Source organism: Helicobacter sp. L8 (assembly GCF_003660355.1).
Classification (GTDB): Bacteria; Campylobacterota; Campylobacteria; order Campylobacterales; family Helicobacteraceae; genus Helicobacter; species Helicobacter labacensis.
In genome coordinates, this window is record NZ_QXQR01000001.1 from 125,012 (window position 1) to 144,932 (window position 19,921).

Here is a 19,921-nt window from a genome sequence, read left to right on the forward strand (position 1 = left end):
TAAAAAGAATACAAATTAGCCGATGTAGGCTTATCTTACTTGAAAGGGGTTTTTGTGAGTAGTTCTTCTTTGCTAGTTAAATGGGGGGGGGGGGGCGATAGCCATCCTCTTAATGGCTGGTTGCACCACTAAAATTGCAGAGATTAAGCCAAACCAGCCAGTAACTGGAGAAATGCACAGTGTCTATGGGCAGGCGTGCGATTATTTCACTTGGCCTTATGGTTCGGTGGATGATTTAAAACAACAAGCGTTACAGCAGGCGCAAAGTCAGGCTAACACTTTCGCAGAAGCCGAGCATGCTGAGGACACTGCGGATGCGTTAGCCGCCCGCGGATATAAAACTGGAGTTAGAGTCGCCAGACGAGAATGGGAATTGGTCAATACCACAGTTAAAAAAGAAATCTGGCCTTGGTTTTATGGACTTTTAGGCATGAAATGCGTGAAAGTGCAAGGTTCTGCGCGTCCTAGACAATGACAAAAAGAGGGGCTTACTCTTTAAGGGGGCTAGCCCCCCACCAACCACTCTATAGCGTTTTCATAACTCTTTGTGTTCGCCAAATTTTGATAGGCAATATCAAAAGCACAGCCGTGATCCACGCTGGTGCGTTTAATGGGCAGATTTAAAGACACATTGATACTCTCTTCAAAATACAGGGCTTTGAGCGGGGCTAGTCCCACATCGTGATAAAGTGCGGCAAAATAGCAGTGCTTTTGTCTAAAGTGGGGCGCAAAGGCACTATCAGCCGGGATAGGTCCTAAAAATTTTGGTGTTTTTAGCGTGTGGTTAGCCTGATTAATCGCCTCTTGCACGATATGATCTTGCACCCCAATCGCCCCTCCATCCCCACAATGTGGATCAATCCCTAAGATCACAATCTGGCTAGCTTGGGGTAAGACCCGCCCCAAAGTGTGTAAAAACTCTACTAGGGGCTCTAAGCGCACGCGCTCACTCACTGCGCTTAAGGGGATATGATCGCTAAAGAGGGCGACCCACAAGCTAGGGCAACCAAGCATCATGATCGCCTCTTGTTTGTAGCGATCTCTTAAAAGCGCGGTGTGTCCAGGCGCGCTCACCCCGGCTAATTGCCATGCCTTTTTGTGAATGGACAGAGTGCATACCCCGCCCACCTCTTTGGAGTCGGCTAAATCAAGGGCGTGTAGAAAGCTAGCATAGCTATAAAATCCGCTTTCTTTGGTGATTTGGGCGGGCTTAATGGGGGGCAGGGGGGCGTTGATAGCCACACATTGCATATTTTCTAGGGTGGTAGTGTAGGCATGATCTAAAAGTGCGTCCGCGCGCTCTAAGAGTTCTTGATGCACGCAGTAGATCGGTTGGCAGATTTGGCTAATCTTGGCGTGGGCTTTAAGGGCGATCTCTAAACCTACACCATTGACATCCCCAATAGAGATGGCTATTCTAGCGCGCAATTCTGATTGCCTCTTGCATGTCTATAAGCGCACGCTCTAAGCCTACAATAATCGCTCTAGCCATGATCGCATGCCCAATATTGAGCTCTTGCAAACTTGGTATGCGTGCCACCAGCCCCACATTAAAATAATTCAAACCATGCCCAGCGCACATCTCCAGCCCCATTTTCTCCCCGGCTAAGGTGCTTTGCTCCAACTCTTGCAAGCTTGTATCTAGGCGCGTTTTTAGGTTAGCGTGATCCAAATTGAGGCGGTTTTTATGGTGTTTGAAGTTGGAGTAAAGGGTGTTGTAAAGATTGCTAAATTGCCCCGTGTGTAACTCCACCACACGCGCCCCCAGATCGCGCGCGCGCTCTAAGTTTTCTAAACCCGGATCAATAAAGAGGGCGACCTCTATGCCATGTTCTAAATAAGTTTGGATGGTTTGGGGGAGTTGGGGGTGTTTTAAGTTAAGCCCCCCCTCTGTGGTGATTTCAGCGCGCTTTTCGGGCACTAAAGTAACCTTAAAGGGGCGTTGTGCGCATAAAATTTGCGTGATCTTAGGATCGATCGCGCATTCTACATTGACTGGCATGGGGGCGTGTTTGATCACACTAGACACATCGTCTTCATGGATATGGCGGCGATCTTCTCTTAAATGCAAAGTGATCAAATCCACGCCCACATTTTTAGCAATAAAGATCGCCTCTAGGGGGTCGGGCTCATGGATTTTGCGCGCCTCTCTGAGCGTAGCGATGTGATCGATATTCAAACCTAAGCGCAAGAAGACTCCTTAGAGTGGTTTAAAAGCCATTGATAAAGGGTTAAATACCCGCACACAAACACCCCAATCAAGCTTAAAAGCGCATAAGGGTGGTGGCGAGTAACAAAGCTGACCAGCATAAAGGGGAGATTTAAGAGCACCACCACCAAACCCGTTAGGGCATTGGGGTTTAGGGGGGTGTTTTGGCGCGATAGAGTTTTAAAAAGTAAGGTGTGCAGGTGTAGGGCATCGGGCAGAGTGGCTTTTTGCTTTTGGAGTTTGCGCCTAGCAATGGAGAATAAAACCTCTGTTACCGGATACACCATTAAAGCCAGCCCAAACCACACGCTCACCACCCCTCTAAGGGCTAAATCCATCAAACTTACCCCACACACTAGCCCCAAGAGGTAAGCCCCCCCATCGCCTAAGAAAATATACCCCTTAGGGAAATTGAGCACTAAAAAGCCCAATACCCCTAGCAAGAGGGCTAAGAGTGCGGGGTTAGGCTCAATGGCATATAAAATCCCTAACGCCACCACGCTCAAGCCCCCAGCCAGCCCATTAAAGCCATCAATGATATTCATCGCGTTGATCACGCCCACAAGCATAAAGACGCTAAAAAACCATGCAAACCAAAGGGGCAGGGTAAGCAGGGGATTAAAATCTCTCAAAACAAGCGACCCCGTGCTCACCAGCAAGCCCACACCCGCACTTTGCAACAAAAGGCGTTTTTTAGGGCTTAAAGGGCGATTAGCATCCTCTAAAAATCCGCTAAGAAACACCAAGATTCCACCTATTAGGATATTCCAAGACAATCCACCGCTTAGCACAAAGACTAAGAAAATCCCTAGTCCCCCCGCGCGCGGGTTTTTTGGGTGTGGAAACCTTGGGGCTTGTGGGCATTATCCACAAACAAAGACGCGCGCCTAGAGTAAAAAATCACCCCCAACGCACAACAAAAACTAAGCAGGAAATAGATCCACATACCCGCATTATACCTAACAAAATGCTATAATGGGGGTTATGCAAAAAATCATGCGAGCAGGTTTGGCGTTGTTACTCTGTGCGCGCTTGGAGGGTGCGCCTAGTGCACAAGAAGTCAAGATTTTAGAAGATATTGGGGATGTCTTGCGCTTGATGCCCATTTTTGTGGGGGTAGTGAGCCTTGGTATGCGCGATTATAGAGGGCTAGGGGAATTAGCCATAGGGAGTTTTGTAACCCAAGGGGTGATTTATGGGATCAAGGGAGCGTTCCAAAGCGCGCATGATCGCGGGGTTAAAGTGCCCTTTGCTAAACGCCCTTGTTGTGATAGCTGGCGGGGGATGCCCAGCGGGCATGCCGGGGGGGCATGGAGTGCAGCCGGGTTTGTGTTTTATCGCTATGGCTGGAAACCGGCTTTGCCTGTGATCGCTTTAGCCGTATTGACTGATGCGAGTCGTGTGGTGGCGCGCAAACACACGATTTTACAAGTGGTGGTGGGGAGTTTGATTGGCTGGGGTTTTGCCTATCTCTTTACCTCCAAATACCGCCGCAATTGGGAGCTTTATCCTGAAATTGGGCTAGATGAAAAGAGAGGGGCGCATTATGGGTTAGCAGTGCATTATAGATTTTGACTCATTGCTATTCTTAGGGGATAATGTTAGAATTGCTCTTTTTTTAGGGGGTGCGTATGCGCTTAGGTTCCAAGATGTTGCTCAATGTGTTTTTATCTCTAGTGGCGATGGGGATTGTTGTCCTGTGCGTAGCCGCCTACATGCGCAAAGAACTCGTCTACCACATCACCCACATTGCCAAAAAGCAAACATCGCCAAGAAGGAATACAATCTCAAACACATGTATTCTGTGCTGGAATACTCCTTGAGAATTTTCCACCGCACACAGAATCAAGAAATGGCTTTACAATCGGCTCTAGACCTCATTGCTGAGATCAATAATAGCCCAGACATTTACTACATCGTGGCGGTGGATAAGACCGGCAAGGTGATCTACGATCCAGTCATGCCCCATATGCAGGGCAAGAGTGGGTTAGAACTCAAAAGCACTGATGGGGTTTACTATGTGCGCGCATTTTTGGACACAGCTAGGGCGGGTGGGGGCTATGTGCGCTATGAAATGCCTAAGGTGGCTGGGGGTGTGCCTGAACCCAAAGTGGCGTATGTGCACTTTGATCCTGAAGAGAATTTGATCTTTGCGGTAACTTCTTATTACAGCGACATCGCCCAAGACGCACAAGCCCTAGCCAAGATGGCTAAAGCCCAAGAAGCTAAGGAATGGGCGACTGTGGTGGGGTTGTATGTCTGTGTGATTGTGGGGATTCTCCTCTGTTCGGCTCTATTCATGCGTTGGACGATTTTTACACGCCTAAAGACTTTAATGTCCAAGGTGGTCGCTTTCACGCAAGGAGATAAGGATTTAACCAGCCGTTTCCCTCCCGATCATTCTAAAGATGAAATCGCCCAAACCGGAGCCTTGATCAATGGTTTTGTGGAGGACATCCATGGCGTAGTTAAAAACATCTCGCAACACAGCGTGCAAAACCGCCAACTTGCCACTTCTTTGAACACGATCATCGCCCAAACCACCGCCAACACCCAACACAGTATCCAAGAGATCAAACAGCTTTATAACACCTCTTTAGACCTCTCAACAACGATGAAAACCTCTTTGAACGAAGCCCAGAGCGTGAGCGACAAATTGGGTAAAACCCAAGATTCGATCAACCAATCCAATAGCGCGCTAAGTGGCATGTTAGGGCATATCATAGAGAGCGCGCAGACTGAGGAAACCCTAGCCTTGCAAATTGAACAACTGAGTAAGAACGCGGACAATGTCAAGGCGATTTTGCACATCATTGACGACATCGCTAACCAAACCAATTTGCTCGCGCTCAACGCCGCCATTGAAGCCGCACGCGCGGGCGAGCATGGCAGAGGCTTTGCGGTGGTGGCTGATGAAGTGAGGAACCTAGCCGCGCGCACGCAGAAATCTCTTTCTGAGATCAATTCCACCATTGGGGTGATTGTCCAAGAAGTTAATGATGTGGCGACTCAAATGGGGCATAACTCTAAGAAAATCCGCGATTTGAGCACCAATAGCGCGCAGGTGCAACAGAGCTTTGAGGGCATGAGCGTGGAGATGGGGGGCATGTTGAGCGACACCCAGAACTTTATCCGCAATTATCTCAAAACCAGCGAAGACATCGCAGGCATGATCGCCAAACTCAACTCCATCGAACAGAGCACCCAAGAGGGCGCGCGCAATACCCAAGAAGTGCTAAATCTTTCCAATTCCTTGCACACCTCAGCCTTGGAATTAGACGCTAATATCAAACAATTTAAGATTTAGAGGGTTTATGCTGTAAATTTTGCTTTATGGTGTATATTAGTGCCTGCATATCTATTCAAAGAGAGATGGCATGCGTTTGAGTCTAAAAATCGTGGGAAATCTCTTTATATCTTTGGTGGTGATGGGGACGATCTTGGTGGTTGTGGCTGACTATAAGAGACACAAATTAGTGCAGGATATTATTGAGGAGACCGAGCAAGATGACATCCAAAAGAAGGAATACGCTCTTAAATACATGTATGGCTTATTGGAGCGTTCCTTGCGCGTGTTTTACCACACCCAAAGCAAACAAGAAGCTGTGCGCTCTATTTTAAACTTATTGCAAGAGATCAATGGCGACACTAGCATCTACTACATCTTGGTGCTAGAAAAGACCGGAACAGTGCTTTTAGACCCAGCTAACCCCTCCCATGAAGGCAAGAATGGTCTCGATTTAATGAGCGCCGATCACATCGCCTATGTTAAAGATTTAATCGAGCAAGCCAATGCGGGCGGGGGGTATGTGCGCTATAAAGTCCCTAAAAATGTGGGGGGTAAGCCTGAATCCAAAGTCGCCTATGCCCACTTAGACCCTTCTGGAAATCTTGTGCTAGCTGTTACTTCTTATTACAGCGACATCATCAAGGATTTTGGCACTTTGGAAACACGGGTTAAAAAACAAGATAGGGATGATGCCAAAATCTTGGTGGCATGGAATGTGAGCATCATGGCAGGCATTGTCGCCATTTCGGCTATTTTAATGTATTTCACCATTTTTAACCGCCTCAAGGCTTTGGTGACTCGAATCGCCACCTTTTCGCATGGAGATAAAGATCTCACCAGCCGTTTTAAGGTTACCTATCCTCATGATGAGATCGGGCAGGCGGGAACTTATATCAACCACTTTGTGGAGAGTATCCATGAGGTGATGAAAAATGTCCAGCACCACAGCATGGAAAATAAAACCTTAGCAGATTCGCTACAAAAGTTTATCACCAATGCCACCGGCTACACACGCACCAACCTTGCAATGATTAGGGAACTCCACCTCTCTTCTTTGGATTTTTCTAACACTATGGGGGTGTTAATCGGGGAAGCTCAGGAAGTGGGCAGCAAATTAGGCAGGACTCAGGACTCAATCCATGTCTCCAACACTTCGCTTGCTGGCATGCTCGATTACATTTTAGAGGTCGCGCGCACAGAAGAGGAGCTCTCAGTGCAAATTGAACAGCTCAGTAAAAATGCCGACAGTGTGAAAGGGATTTTGCATTTCATTAACGAAATCGCCGACCAAACCAATTTATTAGCCTTGAATGCCGCCATCGAAGCCGCACGCGCGGGTGAACATGGCAGAGGCTTTGCGGTGGTGGCTGATGAAGTGAGAAACCTAGCCGCGCGCACGCAGAAATCTCTTTCTGAGATCAATTCCACCATTGGGGTGATTGTCCAAGAAATTAATGATGTCGCCAGCCAAATGAATCATAATTCCAAGAAAATCAAGGATTTGAGTGAGAATAGTTTGGAGGTGCAAAAGAATTTTAAAGGCATGAGCGCGGATATTGAAACCATGATTGAGAACACGCATGGGTTTATCCGCAATTACACAAAGACGGGTGAAAATATTAGCGCCATGCTTGAAAAGCTCACCAATGTTGAGAAAAACGCCCAGCAATCCGTCCAAAATGCGCTCAAGGTGCTAGAGTTAGCCAATTCTCTACACACCTCGACCGTGGAATTGGACTCAGACATCGGGCAGTTTAAAATATGATATGCTAATATGAAAGCTTTTAACACAAGGGTAAAAATGCAAACTCCATTTAGGAAAATCTCAGATTACGCCATTGTAGGGGGGCTTAGCGCGGTGGTGGTAGTGGCTTTGGCTGGTTGTAAGGACGATTCACAAAAAGCCCCGCAAAACACCCCAGAAAAGCCCAAAGAAAGTAGTAGCCAAACCCAGCAGATCAAAAAGGGCGCGCTGGTGATCTTGCAAGAACAGCCCGATAAGAGTTACAAGGTGGCTGAAGAATACCCCAGCGACAAAACCCGAGTCGTGGTGCGCGACATGCAGGGCAAGGAGCGCATGTTGAGCGATGAAGAGGTGCAAAAGCTTATCAAAGAGGAGGAGGCTAAGATAGACAAGGGGAGCAGCCAGCTGACCAAACCCCCCGCTGAGGGAGGGGGCTCAGGGCTTGGCATTGGCGCGGCTATTTTGGGGAGCGCGGCTGGAGCTATTTTGGGGAGCTACATTGGCAATAAGCTTTTTAATAATCCCAATTACCAACAAAACGCCCAGAGAAATTACAGCTCACCCCAAGCCTACCAACGCAGCCAAAATAATTTTAGAGGAACGGCAGGCACGCCTCCAGCTAGCCCCAACCGTAGCGGGTTTTTTGGATCGCAAAACCACAGCCCGACCACAAGCCCAGCGACAAATGCGAGTCCAAGCTCAGCCACAAGCCCGGCTAACCAAAACAGACCCCTAGCCCATCCAACCACCCCCTCAACCCCCACACAAAACACCACGCAACAGGGGCGTAGCGGGTTTTTTGGAACGCAACGCGGATCTAATATTTCTTAAAGGACAACCATGCGCCTTAAAACTTTAAACCCCTTGAGTGCCCAAGCCTTAGAGGAGATCGGACTAGATTGGCACACCGATTTAGATGCTAGCCCCTATATTAGCAATGATTTAGTGGTGGTGAGCCAGCAAGAAGCCAATGCCTATTATGAAGCCTGCAATGAACTCTATGACATGTTTGTAGAGACCGCGCAGATGGTCATTGATCAAGAACGCTTTTTTGAGCTAGATATTCCTAATAGCTTGATTCCTATGATTAAGCAAAGCTTTGAAGAAGAGGTGCATTGGCATATTTATGGGCGTTTTGATTTAGCTGGAGGGTTAGATGGACAGCCCATTAAGCTTTTGGAGTTTAACGCGGACACGCCTACCATGCTCTATGAGAGTGCTGTGGTTCAATGGGCTTTGCTCAAACACAATGGCTATAATGAGGATTTGCAATTTAACAACATCCATGAAGCTTTGAGCCAGAATTTTAAACGCCTTGTAACTCTGAGCGAGGATGTGAGTGCTTTTGAAAATATGTATGAGGGTTGGAAGATTCTCTTTTCTAGTGTGCGGGGGAGTTCTGAGGAAGAGAGAAGTGTGAAATTTTTACAAGATGCCGCGCAAAGTGCGGGCTTTCAAACGCATTTTGCTTACATGGATGAGGTGCAATTCAACGCACAAACGGGCGTATTCTTTGAGGGCGTGAATTACGAGTTTTTATTTAAGTTAGTGCCTTGGGAGAGTATCGCCATTGATGAGCCCGAATTAGCCTTGCTCATGCAAGACATGATGGCTAACCAAAATACTATTTTTTTAAACCCCGCTTATACGCTCCTTTTCCAAAGCAAACGCTTTTTAAAGGTGCTTTGGGAGCGCTACCCCAACCACCCCCTGCTTTTAGAAGCCAGTTATGAGCCCTTGCAAAACAAAAAACAAGTGCGCAAGGTTTCTTTTGGTAGAGAGGGGGCGAATGTGCAAATTTTAAATCCCGATTTGAGCGTGGTTTTCCAAACACAGGGGGTATATGGTAATCATAAGCCGGTGTATCAAGAATACGCCCCGCTTAATAGGGTGGGGGAGTTTTACTACCAACCCAATGTGTTTTTTGCCTATGAGGCGTGTGGGCTGGGTTTTCGCAAGGGGGGGCTGGTGATGGACAATTATTCTAAATTTGCTAGCCATATTTTGCAATAATGTCCCTGCAAAACCTCTACAAATTCCACGCTTATGCTAGCGTGTTTTTTCTGCCCGTGGCGTTGCTGTTTGTGGTTAGTGGGGTGGCGTTTTTGTTGGGTTTCAACGCCAATAGCGGAGCGCAGATCACTAAGTGGAGTGCGCCCCTTGCACCCAAAGAAAAAGAATTAGAATTTCTCCTAGACTTTTTAAAACAAAAAAACATCGCCTTACCCTCTAAGATTGAACCTAGAAGACACAAGGGGGCTTTACTCATTGGCACGGCGGGTTATGAGATCAATTTGAGTGCTAAGGGGGATAGAAGTGTGATCACAAGTATCCGGCGCAGCGCGCTAGGGGTGATCATGCAGGTGCACAAGGGTAAAGCGGGCAAGGCTTTAGAGATATGGGGAATTATCTTTGGGGTGTTCTTGTGCTTGTTCTATGTGAGTGGTCTGCTTATGGGTTTCAAGCGCAAAAACACCAAGGGCATCTTCATCGCCTTTATCTTAGGGCTTAGCACACTGGGAAGCTTGCTTGCGTTAGCCTAGAGCCACCCCTTCTTTTTGAAATACAAAATAGGCAGAATTGTAGAAACAATCATCGCCACGATCGCCACCGGGTAGCCAAATTCCCAGCGCAATTCAGGCATGAACTCAAAATTCATCCCATAGATTGTCCCAATTAGAGTAGGGGGCATCATCGCCATTGTCGCCACGGTAAACAGTTTGATGATCTTATTTTGCTCTACATTGACTTGGGAAGTGAAAAGGTTTTGGATATTATCTAGGGCGTTGAGATTAGCCGTGCTAAACTCCACTAAAGAATTAAAATCCTTGATGATGATATTAAAATCGTTCTTGGTTTCGCTATCGACCTTGTTACTCTTTAAAAGGGCGGTGATGATGCGCCGTTTGTCAAATAAAGAATCGCGCAATTCCATGTTAAATTCCTGCAAGAAAGAAAGAGAAATTAAGGTTTCCTCATGGGTGCAAGCCTCTAAATCAAAGACAATTTGCTTGCGCAACACGCTGGTTTCGCGATTGACTTCCTCTAGGCAGTCTGCGCCCTTTTCAAAGTAGAGCTCTAGGATTTTAGCCAAGATGTCAAAGCCGTCATGGAATTTTTTGGGGCTGGCTAGCACGCGCCGCTGCACTTCTTGGAAGATGGGATAATCTCCACTATAAAGCGTGAAGAGGATATTATTGGCGATAAAGTAGGTGATGGCTTGCGTGTGGAAAGCTAGGGGCGAGTCTTTGTAGATAAAGTAGGTGTTGATCGTGATAGAAGTGCTGTTTTCCCAATACTTCACCACCGCGCTTTTTTCGGGATCCTCATAGAGATTGAGATCGTAATTTTGCGCGATACAGCAGAGTTCAGCAAAGGTGGGGTTGATGAGTTCATACCAAAGAATATTTTGTTCCTCAAAGGGAAAACTCTCAAAGCCCTGAAAAGCGAAGATTTCAACAAAATCGTGATTCTTGGCAAAGACATTGATCATGCGCGCTCTTGAGTCTTGCGATCCAACACTTCAAAGGCGACTAAAATCTTGCCCTCTAAGAGCTCCAAACTCGCCCCCCCGCCTGTGGAGATGAAACTCACACTGTCCTTATAACCCGCACGCGTCAAGACATCAATAGTATCCCCCCCTCCAATCAAAGAGAAAGCATAGGTATTAGAGATACTATGAGCAATTTGGAATGAGCCCCGACTGAAAAGAGGCACTTCATAGACTCCAAGCGGTCCGTTCCAAATGATGGTTTGGCTGCTGGCAATCACCAAAGAGAAGAGCTTAGAGGTAGCTGGTCCAATATCAACAGCCATATGATTTAAGGGAATGTCTTGGGCGGGAGTGATTTGCACATGATCGGTGTAATCCGTGTGGGTGCTACTCACCACATCCACAGGCAAATACACATGCACACCCTTTTTTTTAGCCACTTGCAAAATCTCTAAGGCTTCTTGAACCAAATCCTCTTCCACGAGGGAAGCTTGCATGTGGTAACCTAAGGCTTTTAAAAAGGTGTTACTCATCGCGCCCCCGATGATGATCTTATCCACGCGATCTAAAATATTGTGCAATAGTTTGAGTTTAGAACTCACCTTAGAACCCCCCACGATCAAGAGCACGGGGCGCAAGGGATTGGCTAGAGCCTTAGCAAAGGAGTTGATCTCTTTTTTAAGCAAAAAACCCGCGACCTTAGTGGGCACAAATTCAGCAATCCCATAAGTGCTAGCGTGTTTGCGATGGCTCGTGCCAAAGGCATCATTGACATAGACATCGCACAAACTGGCTAATTCTTTGGCAAATTCTGGATCGTTTTGCTTTTCGCCCCTATAAAAGCGCAAATTTTCAACCAAAACCACCGGGTTAGTGTGTGTGGCTTGCAATTGTTTAGCCATTTCCAAAGAGTGCGCAAAAAAGACCTCTTTATTGAGTAACCTCTCTAGGCGTTTGACTAGATGGCTGAAAGAAAATTGACTCTGTTTATCCCCATCAAATTGGGGTTCAGGTCGCCCTAAATGCCCCACCAACACCACTGAGCGCGCTCCATTGTCAATGCAGTAATTGATCGTAGGGATGCTTTCGCGCATGCGCGTGTCTTCTGTGATATTGAAATCTTTATCCAAAGGCACATTGAAATCCACGCGGATCACCACATTTCGATCTTGCAACGCCACATCTTGGATTCCCAAAACCTCTTGCATGCGCTTAATTCCTGCTAGCATGTATCCCTTTCATTGTGTAATAAGCCATCTCCACTAGCCGTTGAGAATAACCCATCTCATTATCATACCACGCCAATATCTTAGCATGGTGTTTATCTAAAACTAAGGTTTGATCCTCAATATAGATCGCGCTATAGGGGCTATCAATAAAATCGCTAGAAACTCTTTGGTGGGTATCAATGCCTAAAATGCCCTTTAAATGCGTGCGGCTGGCTAATTGCATGCTCGCATGGATGCCCTCTAAGCTCATCTCTTGATGGGTATGCACACTCAAATCAATCAAGCTCACCACCGGAGTGGGCACGCGCAAGGCTAAGCCCTTAACTTTAGGGGCTAGATGGGGCAAGATGTGGGCTAGAGCCTTATTGACCCCGGTGCTCGTGGGGATCATATTTAACCCTGCGGCTCTAGCACGGCGTAGGTCTTTATGTTTGGAGTCTAGAAGATTTTGATCGTTAGTGTAGCTGTGAATCGTGCTCATCAACGCGTGTTCGATGCCAAAATTTTCATCAAGCACTAATAATAGCGGGGCTAAGGCATTAGTGGTGCAAGAGGCGTTGGAGATGATGGGTTCATTGGCATAAGCGCTGTGATTCACGCCATACACAAAAGTGGGGGTATTGGTGGCTGGCGCAGAAATAATAACGCGCTCTATGGCATTTTTTAGATGCGCTTTAGCTAGATGGATGTCGTTAAATTTTCCCGTGCATTCTAAAACCACCTGCGCGTTGCCAAAATCTAACTTAGAGGGATCGCGTTCTTGCAAAAAACGCACGCTTAGGCTATTGCCCATGCACAGATGTTGCGCATCTATCTTTTCTACGCGCATGTTGTGCCTATGCAAAGAGTCATAACGCAACAAGTGAATCAGGGTGTCTAAATGGCAAGTAGAATTGAGGGCGACTAACTCCATGTCCTCGCGTTGTGCCACAATGCGCGCGGCACACAAACCAATGCGCCCTGTCCCGTTGATCGCCACACGCACCAAACTAGCCCCTTTAGTTTTTATTAAAACCTTGTATCATACAATAGCTAACTTGAAGGGCTCTTAAAGGCGTAATTGACGCGATTAAAGCGATTTTGTAGTATAATGGTGTCCGTGTTTTGCGAGAAATTACAATGGAAGGAAGCGCGATGAAAAAATTGGAGTTTTTGGACTTGATGCAAAAGGAAGGCGGGTTTAAAGACAAGAAAGAAACAGAGGCAGCGTTGAATGGCTTTGTCAAGGCGGTAGAAAAAGCTTTGAGCGGGCATGAGAGCGTGGAGTTAGTGGGTTTTGGGAAATTTGAAGCCGTTTTGCAAAAGGGCAAAAAAGGCAAAGTTCCCGGGAGCGATAAGAATTACACCACTAAGGACAAGATGGTGCCTAAGTTCAAGCCGGGCAAAGTACTTAAAGATGTGGTGGCCGCTTCTAAAGTGGCTGTTAGCAAAAAGAAAAAATAGTGTCCTACGCGCCTAGGGCGCGCTTGTCCTTGTAGCTCAGTTGGATAGAGCGTACGATTCCTAATCGTAAGGCCGTGGGTTCAAATCCCGCCAAGGACACCAAGCAATTCACATAGGGAGTTCGACTTGCGTTCTAACTTTTTCTGGTGCTTGTGTTGTTTGTGGACTTTTGGGGTTTCTGTGCACGCCCTAGAATTAGAAGCATACCACCCCACGGGCACTCTAGCTCTAGGAATCGAGCAGTTAGAAGCCATAGAAGAGAACAAGTTTGCCAACACTACCGGAGGGGCTTTAGGCTTGTCTGAACTCATTAAAAACGCCGACAATAACTATTCTTTGCAAGCAGCCCGCCTACAGGTGAGTCAAGCCCTCAAAAACCATGCCATCGCTAAAGCTAAGTTTCTGCCTACCATGACGAGCAATTACACTTTTAACCGCCGGGACAGAGACACGCCTTTTTTCCCCAACTATAATATGCAACTGCTCAACACGAATTTAAAATTGAACCTTTTCAATGGCTTTAGCGATGTCAACAATGTGCGCGAGAAGTCAGCCACCTACCGTTCCAACAGCGCTAACATGGAGTACACAAAGCAGAGTATTTACTTGCAAGTGGTGCAGCAGTATTACCAGTATTTCAACAACCTAGCCCAACTTGTAGCCCTGAAGCGCAAGCTGGCTGAATTGCGCGCGGACATCAAGCGTGTTAGCCAACTCTTCGATCAAGGCTTGACAACCATTGACAATTTAGAAAGCGCTAAAGCGCAGGGAGCGCTGAGTGAAAACGACATCACAGACATGGAATTTTCTATTGAGCAGAATCGCCTGACTTTGGAGTATTTGACCAATTCTAAGATCCCTTCTTTGAAGCGCACCACGATTTTGGAACCCAATCTAGGACTTAAAGAGCGCGCGGATTTGCGCGCGCTAAGAGAGCAGATCACGGCTATCCACTACCAAAATAAGCAACTCAATTACTACCCCACAATCGATGTCAATGACGATTGGCAATACTACATTGAAAAGCCTGCTTTTGCCCGGGGCAAGGATAACAGATTTGGCAACCTCTTTCCTAACCAACAAAACACCTTTGGGATTGTAGTCGGGCTTAATATCTTAAATGACATTGGCATTAACTTGCAAAAGCAGTATTTGCGCCTCAACCAACTCTCTCAAGAAAAAACCCTCATGTATAAAAAAATGGAGCAACAAAAGGACGAACAGCTTTACCGCAAATCCTTAGACATGGCGCGCTCTAAAATCCGCAGTTCTGAAGCGAGCTTGAAATCGGCTACCGTGTCTTATGAGAGCATTAAGAAGAAATATAACGCGAGTTTGGTGGATTTCACCACCTATTTAAGAGCCCTGCGCACGCGCTTTGACGCGGAGGTGATCTACAACCAATCGCTCAATAATTATGAAATGCAAAAAGCCAATTATATTTTTTACAGCGGACACCATATCCAAGATTATGTGCGCTAAGGATCAACCATGAAAGCTATGTTATGCGTCCTGCTGTTGTTAGTGGGACTTGGGGCTAAAGAAGTGTATGCAATTTTTAATGTAGAAGCCCTAGAGGATGCGAATTTAACCTTAGATTCTTCGGGCATCGTGGATGCCATTTATGTGGATGTGGGGAGTGTGGTCAAAAAGGGGGATATTTTGCTCACCCTCTACAATAAAGATAAAAAATCCCAAGTGGATTCGATTGTCCAGCAGTTTAATTTCATGCAAAAACAATACGAACGCTACAAAAAAATCGGGGGCGCAATCGATAAAAACACTTTGGATAAGTATTATGCGGATTATAAAAAACTAGAATTTGATCGCAATTATGCCCAAGCGGTGGTGGAAAAGACGATTCTAAAAGCCCCCTTTGATGGCGTGATCGCCAGTAAGAACATTGAGCTGGGCGAGGGTATGGGGGCTAATAATACCATTCTCTTTAGGCTTGTGAGTAAAAAATTAAAAATGGTTTTAGAATTTGATTCTAAATACCTCCCCGATGTCAAGGTGGGGGATAAATTTATCTATAGTATTGATGGTAATCCCCAGAAAAAACAAGTGCTCATCACCAAGATTTACCCCACTATTGATGTGAGCACGCGCAAGGTGAGCGCAGAAGCCCTCTTACCCCCTAATAGCACTTTAGTGCCCGGGGTCTTTGGGGATGGGTTTATCCAATAGGGGGGTTGCGTGTATAAATTCGCCATTGAAAGACCTGTTACTACCCTAATGTTTGCCCTCATGGTGGTCTTTTTTGGCACCATGGCACTCAAAAAAATCAGTGTGGCGCTTTTCCCTAATATTGACTTCCCCATCGTGGTGGTCAAAACCGCTTACCCGGGGGCTAGTGCGGACATTGTAGAGAGTAAAGTAACCGACAAGGTAGAAGAAGCGGTTATGGGGGTGGATGGGATCAAAAAAGTTACCTCCAATAGCGCGCGCAATATTAGCATTGTAGTGGTGGAGTTTGTGCTAGAAAAACCCATCACCACCGCGCTCAACGACATTATCAACAAGGTGTCTTCAGTCAGCTTTGATGATCCCAATATCCGCAAGCCTGCCATTGATAAGGTAGACACCAGCGGACAGGCAATCCTCTCTATCTTTTTAACTAGCAAGCAAAAAACTTTAGCTGAGATCAACGACCACGCCAAAAACATCATCAAACCCATGCTCCAAAAGATCGATGGTGTGGGCGGGGTGCAGTTGCAGGGCTTTCAAGAAAAGCAGGTACGCATTTATGCCGATCCTAGCTTGATGAATAAATACGGGCTCACTTATGTAGACCTCTACAACGCCCTTAAAACCCAAAACCTAGAGATGGACGGGGGTAAGATTGTCGGGGATCAAAAGAATTACGCTATTTTAGTAGATGGCAATAGCTATACCCTAAACGATCTAGCCAATATCCAAATTGGCAACCATGTGCGCTTGAGCGATATTGCTACCCTTGAAAAGGGCATCGATCCAGACATCACTTACGCGAGTTATGGGCACGAACAGGGCATTGTGCTAGAGGTACAAAAGATCGCCGGGGCTAATGAAATTAAAATCGTGGATGGCATTTATAGGGAAATGGAGGCGATGCGCGCGCTAAGTCCGGGCTATGCTTTGCGCCCCTTTTTAGACACCACAGACTACACCCGCCACTCCATTAAAGATGTCAAGTTTGACTTAATCTTAGGGGGGATTTTAGCGATCTCTGTAGTCTTTGTGTTTTTAAGAAGCCTCTCTATCACCTTTGTTTCAGCCATGAGTATCCCTATCTCTGTGATGGGGACTTTTGCGCTCATTGATTGGATGGGCTTTTCTTTAAACATGCTCACCATGGTCGCCCTCACCCTCTCCATTGGGATTATTATTGACGATGCGATCGTCATTATTGAAAATATCCACAAAAAATTAGAAGCGGGGATGGATAAAAAGAGTGCTAGCTATGAGGGCGTGCATGAGATCGCCTTTGCCATCATCGCCATCTCAGCGATGTTATTATCCGTATTTATTCCAGTGGGGAATATGAGTGGGATTGTAGGGCGATTTTTCCAAAGCTTTGGGATCACGGTCGCGCTGGCTATTGTGATCTCCTATGTGGTGGTGGTAACAGTCATCCCCATGCTAAGCTCTATTTTAGTGAGCCCCAAACCCTCTGCACTCTATAAACGCACCGAGCCCTTTTTTCAAGGCATGGAAAAGGCTTATGCGCGTTTATTAGCTTGGATCTTAAATCATAAACTGATCGTGGGGCTAGTGGTAGCGGGCGTGTTTTTATCTTCTTTGCATGTGGCTAAAAAGCTGGGCATGGAATTTATGTTGCAAGAAGATCGGGGTATGTTCTATGTCTTTGTGAAAGCCAATACCGACATCAGTCTTAAAGAGATGTTGAAAAAAATGCAAGCCCTGCAAGCGGTGATCGAAAAAGACCCCGATGTGGAATTTGACTCCATGCAAGTGGGTTATGGGAATATCCAAAGCACCTTTAAGGGAAAATTCTATGTGCGCCTAAAAACTCCCCACACCAAAAACCAATTTGCCATCATGAAAGACTTGGGGGTTAAACTGCACGCCCTACCCGAAGCTAAGGATTTGGTGTCTATCAATCTAGCCCAAGTGCCCTTGATTGGCGGGGGGGATAGTTCGGCTTTTCAAGTGTATGTCTATGCGTCCTCACAAGCCTTAGTGGATAAAAGCGTGGCGGGCTTGAAAAAATTCTTACTAGAGAGCCCGGAGCTAAAAGGCAAGGTCGCAGGCTATCACACCAACACCTCCGACTCCCAAACCCAATACCAGCTAAGGGTTTTGCGCGCGGCGACTACAAAATACGGGGTGAGTGCCCAAGCGATCGCCTCTGTGGTGAGCGATGCGCTCTCTGGAGAAAACCGCGTGAGCTATTTTAAAGAACATGGCAGAGAATACGACATCATCATCCGTGTTCCCGCCAATAAAAAAACAGACATTGATGCGATCAAACGCCTACAAATCCGCAATAAAGAGGGCAAATTGATGTTTTTAGACGGGTTGATCGAGATTACAGAGCGCAAGGTCGCCTCTAATATCACCCGCTATAACCGCCAACGCAGTGTAACCGTGCTAGCTAGACCCGCTGATGGGGTGGATTTGGGCGAGTTATTGACCCAAGTCCAAAAGCACTCTAAAGAGTGGTTAGCACAAGGGGTAGCCTACACCTTTGCAGGGGATGCCGACAAACTCAAAGAGAGCAACCAAGCCTTTGGGGTGGCGATTGCCACAGCGTTTATCCTCATTTATATGATCCTAGCTGCGCTTTATGAATCGTTTTTAGAGCCCCTAATTATCATGGTTACCATGCCTTTAAGTTTCTCTGGGGCGTTTTTTGCGCTAGGTTTGGTGCACCAGCCTATGAGCATGTTTTCTTTAATGGGCTTGATTCTTTTAATTGGCATGGTGGGCAAAAACGCCACTCTCATTATTGACATTGCCAACGATCGGCGCAAAGAAGGGCATGGCATTGTGGAGGCGATCATTTTAGCCGGAGAGTCGCGTTTGCGCCCCATTTTAATGACCACCATTGCAATGGTGTGTGGGATGTTGCCCCTAGCTCTAGCTAGCGGGCAGGGTGCGGCGATGAAATCCCCTATTGGGATTGCCATGAGTGGGGGGCTGATGGTATCTATGATGCTAAGCCTATTAGTCGTGCCTATTTTTTATCGCCTCTTAGCTCCCTTAGATGATAAGATTAAGAGATTTTATCGGGGGGTTTGATGAGAATATTGGCGGCGTTTTTATTGTGTGGATCGGCTCTTGTGGCAGATAATCCATCTAAAAACCGCATTTTCATCGGGGTGAACACGGGCTTTCAAACCACCAAATCCACTTCAACGCCCTGGCAAAATAACTTTTTATGGGGGATTTATGGGGGCTATCAATTTGACGCGCATAAATACTTTGCCCTAAGGGTGGATATAGACTACATCATGGCGCTCAGACCCACCGCCCTACACACTAGAGTGTATTCTTTTTTAAGCGCCAATGTGGATATGATCAACGACTTTTACCGCCTCTCTAAAAAAATGGTAGTGGGCACTTATTTGGGCTTGGGGTTTGGGTATTTTCAAAGCGCAGAAGTCTTAAATAGCTCCGTGAGCGCGCGCAATTTTATGGGTTATAATGGGGTTTTCAATGTGGGTTTGGGGGGCACAATCGAACAGCAACACCGTGTGGAGTTGGGTGTAAAAATCCCCTTTGGGAGAATCAAATCCCTTAATCACCACGGATTTATCCAAACCTACTATTGGATCGCCTCTTACGCCTACTTGTTTTGAACACTCATAGGACTCATTAAGTCCAGTTTGCATGGAGGCAACTGGGGACTAAAAGCCAATAAGGTGCATGCATTGGTGTCTGTAGAGCGCAAAACGCTTATTAAGGCAAGGGAGCAAACCTAACTACTGGCACTAATTGGTGCGATCTAAGCTGCACGCGATGTTCTCTTGCACTTTTCACTCTAACAACAAAAACACGCTCAATACACCCAAAGACAAGAGGCGTTTATACGCGCTATTAGAGCCGATGAAAGCGGGCATCTAGCGGCTTTTTTGGCTGAAGCGGCTAACTCTAGCGTGCAGGCACAAAGCACCCTCAAGGGGATTTTAAGCCAGACCACAAGAAACCTCCAATTAGAGCTAGAACGCCTCAATTTAAACGCGCAGGATATTTGATGCGGAAAAATTTTGCCGTTTCATATTTGCTATATGCATAGTAGCTACATTCTTAAATAAAGCTCACAAAGAGCGCAACCCCACAATGATGCTTTCAATGTTTTTGTCAATGTCTGCTCGGCTGTTAACCACGGGGACGGGGAACTGGATGGCCGCTACCAAAAACCCCTCAATGGGTTTACCCATACTTCCAATGCTACCCATAAAAACTCCTTGTGAATAAAATAAGCAACTAAAGTTGCTTGCGGAGCACTAAAAGAACTCTTTTAATACAGGGTAAACAAAAGGAGGATTTTAGGGACTCAGGAATGCCC

General features: G+C 46.5%; 18 protein-coding genes, 1 tRNA gene and 3 pseudogenes. 15 read left to right on the top strand and 7 right to left on the bottom strand.

All coding sequences use genetic code 11. From position 1 onward, the window contains the following. Positions 1 to 172: 172 nt before the first annotated feature. On the top strand, positions 173 to 475 hold the full coding sequence (locus tag EAO37_RS00605; protein ID WP_162982898.1) for a hypothetical protein: 303 nt from the start codon (positions 173 to 175) through the stop codon (positions 473 to 475). A 29-nt stretch (positions 476 to 504) separates the two neighbouring features. Here EAO37_RS00605 and pdxA read toward each other — a convergent pair whose 3' ends face one another. The 3 genes and pseudogenes from pdxA to EAO37_RS00620 form a co-directional block, all read right to left on the bottom strand. Next, positions 505 to 1,428, bottom strand: coding sequence for a 4-hydroxythreonine-4-phosphate dehydrogenase (gene pdxA / locus EAO37_RS00610; protein WP_120950950.1), 924 nt, complete (start codon positions 1,426 to 1,428; stop codon positions 505 to 507). After that, on the bottom strand, positions 1,418 to 2,191 hold the full coding sequence (locus EAO37_RS00615; protein WP_120950952.1) for a pyridoxine 5'-phosphate synthase: 774 nt from the start codon (positions 2,189 to 2,191) through the stop codon (positions 1,418 to 1,420). The genes pdxA and EAO37_RS00615 overlap by 11 nt, the downstream gene beginning before the upstream one ends. Further along, a pseudogene (locus EAO37_RS00620) lies at positions 2,182 to 3,155 on the bottom strand (MraY family glycosyltransferase). Before EAO37_RS00620 ends, EAO37_RS00615 begins: the two are co-directional and overlap by 10 nt. A 29-nt stretch (positions 3,156 to 3,184) precedes the next feature. Here EAO37_RS00620 and EAO37_RS00625 point away from each other — a divergent pair. The 7 genes and pseudogenes from EAO37_RS00625 (at position 3,185) to EAO37_RS00650 (ending at position 9,785) form a co-directional block, all read left to right on the top strand. Continuing rightward, the gene (locus tag EAO37_RS00625; protein WP_276206393.1) at positions 3,185 to 3,784 is read left to right on the top strand and encodes a phosphatase PAP2 family protein; all 600 of its coding nucleotides are present in this window, start codon (positions 3,185 to 3,187) and stop codon (positions 3,782 to 3,784) included. A 56-nt stretch (positions 3,785 to 3,840) separates the two neighbouring features. Then, positions 3,841 to 4,032 carry a hypothetical protein gene (locus EAO37_RS09120; RefSeq protein ID WP_162982914.1) on the top strand — a complete coding sequence of 64 codons (192 nt, stop codon included), beginning with the start codon at positions 3,841 to 3,843 and terminating at the stop codon, positions 4,030 to 4,032. Then, positions 4,005 to 5,516 (top strand): methyl-accepting chemotaxis protein, encoded by a 1,512-nt coding sequence (locus EAO37_RS00630; protein WP_162982915.1) that lies wholly within the window; start codon positions 4,005 to 4,007, stop codon positions 5,514 to 5,516. Before EAO37_RS09120 ends, EAO37_RS00630 begins: the two co-directional genes overlap by 28 nt. Before the next feature lie 70 nt (positions 5,517 to 5,586). Continuing rightward, entirely contained in the window at positions 5,587 to 7,263 is a 1,677-nt protein-coding gene (locus EAO37_RS00635; protein ID WP_120950954.1) for a methyl-accepting chemotaxis protein, read from the top strand. Between the two features lie 36 nt (positions 7,264 to 7,299). Beyond that, positions 7,300 to 7,932: pseudogene (locus EAO37_RS00640) on the top strand (UPF0323 family lipoprotein); the annotation flags it as partial. A gap of 150 nt (positions 7,933 to 8,082) precedes the next feature. Then, positions 8,083 to 9,255 carry a glutathionylspermidine synthase family protein gene (locus tag EAO37_RS00645; protein WP_120945617.1) on the top strand — a complete coding sequence of 391 codons (1,173 nt, stop codon included), beginning with the start codon at positions 8,083 to 8,085 and terminating at the stop codon, positions 9,253 to 9,255. Then, a complete protein-coding gene (locus tag EAO37_RS00650; RefSeq protein ID WP_120945615.1) occupies positions 9,255 to 9,785 on the top strand; it encodes a PepSY domain-containing protein in 531 nt (176 codons plus the stop codon). The genes EAO37_RS00645 and EAO37_RS00650 overlap by 1 nt, the downstream gene beginning before the upstream one ends. Here EAO37_RS00650 and corA read toward each other — a convergent pair. From corA to gap, 3 genes are read right to left on the bottom strand one after another with little or no spacing between them, the layout of a single operon-like run. After that, positions 9,782 to 10,735, bottom strand: coding sequence for a magnesium/cobalt transporter CorA (gene corA, locus EAO37_RS00655; RefSeq protein WP_120945613.1), 954 nt, complete (start codon positions 10,733 to 10,735; stop codon positions 9,782 to 9,784). The genes EAO37_RS00650 and corA overlap by 4 nt on opposite strands. Next, positions 10,732 to 11,964, bottom strand: coding sequence for a phosphoglycerate kinase (locus EAO37_RS00660; RefSeq protein ID WP_120945611.1), 1,233 nt, complete (start codon positions 11,962 to 11,964; stop codon positions 10,732 to 10,734). The genes corA and EAO37_RS00660 overlap by 4 nt, the downstream gene beginning before the upstream one ends. After that, complete coding sequence (gap, locus tag EAO37_RS00665; protein ID WP_120945679.1) at positions 11,948 to 12,949, bottom strand: type I glyceraldehyde-3-phosphate dehydrogenase; 1,002 nt, start codon at positions 12,947 to 12,949, stop codon at positions 11,948 to 11,950. The genes EAO37_RS00660 and gap overlap by 17 nt, the downstream gene beginning before the upstream one ends. A 149-nt stretch (positions 12,950 to 13,098) precedes the next feature. Between gap and EAO37_RS00670 the strand changes: the two genes are divergently transcribed. The 7 genes from EAO37_RS00670 to EAO37_RS09785 all read left to right on the top strand — a co-directional run bounded on the left by EAO37_RS00670 (position 13,099) and on the right by EAO37_RS09785 (position 19,607). Further along, a complete protein-coding gene (locus EAO37_RS00670; RefSeq protein WP_120945609.1) occupies positions 13,099 to 13,407 on the top strand; it encodes an HU family DNA-binding protein in 309 nt (102 codons plus the stop codon). A gap of 25 nt (positions 13,408 to 13,432) precedes the next feature. Next, positions 13,433 to 13,509: transfer RNA gene (locus EAO37_RS00675), tRNA-Arg, on the top strand. Positions 13,510 to 13,641: 132 nt separating this feature from the next. Further along, the gene (locus tag EAO37_RS00680) at positions 13,642 to 14,889 is read left to right on the top strand and encodes a TolC family protein (protein ID WP_120945677.1); all 1,248 of its coding nucleotides are present in this window, start codon (positions 13,642 to 13,644) and stop codon (positions 14,887 to 14,889) included. Positions 14,890 to 14,898: 9 nt separating this feature from the next. Then, positions 14,899 to 15,594 (top strand): efflux RND transporter periplasmic adaptor subunit, encoded by a 696-nt coding sequence (locus tag EAO37_RS00685; RefSeq protein ID WP_120945607.1) that lies wholly within the window; start codon positions 14,899 to 14,901, stop codon positions 15,592 to 15,594. 9 nt (positions 15,595 to 15,603) lie between these two features. Beyond that, on the top strand, positions 15,604 to 18,651 hold the full coding sequence (locus EAO37_RS00690; RefSeq protein ID WP_120945605.1) for an efflux RND transporter permease subunit: 3,048 nt from the start codon (positions 15,604 to 15,606) through the stop codon (positions 18,649 to 18,651). Next, complete coding sequence (locus EAO37_RS00695; RefSeq protein ID WP_120945603.1) at positions 18,651 to 19,211, top strand: outer membrane beta-barrel protein; 561 nt, start codon at positions 18,651 to 18,653, stop codon at positions 19,209 to 19,211. The genes EAO37_RS00690 and EAO37_RS00695 overlap by 1 nt, the downstream gene beginning before the upstream one ends. A 273-nt stretch (positions 19,212 to 19,484) precedes the next feature. Further along, positions 19,485 to 19,607, top strand: a complete 123-nt coding sequence (locus EAO37_RS09785; RefSeq protein WP_276206394.1) for a hypothetical protein — start codon at positions 19,485 to 19,487, stop codon at positions 19,605 to 19,607. An 84-nt stretch (positions 19,608 to 19,691) separates the two neighbouring features. Here the strand turns inward: EAO37_RS09785 and amiF are convergent. Then, positions 19,692 to 19,811, bottom strand: a pseudogene (gene amiF, locus EAO37_RS00700) (formamidase); the annotation flags it as partial. Positions 19,812 to 19,921: the final 110 nt, after the last annotated feature.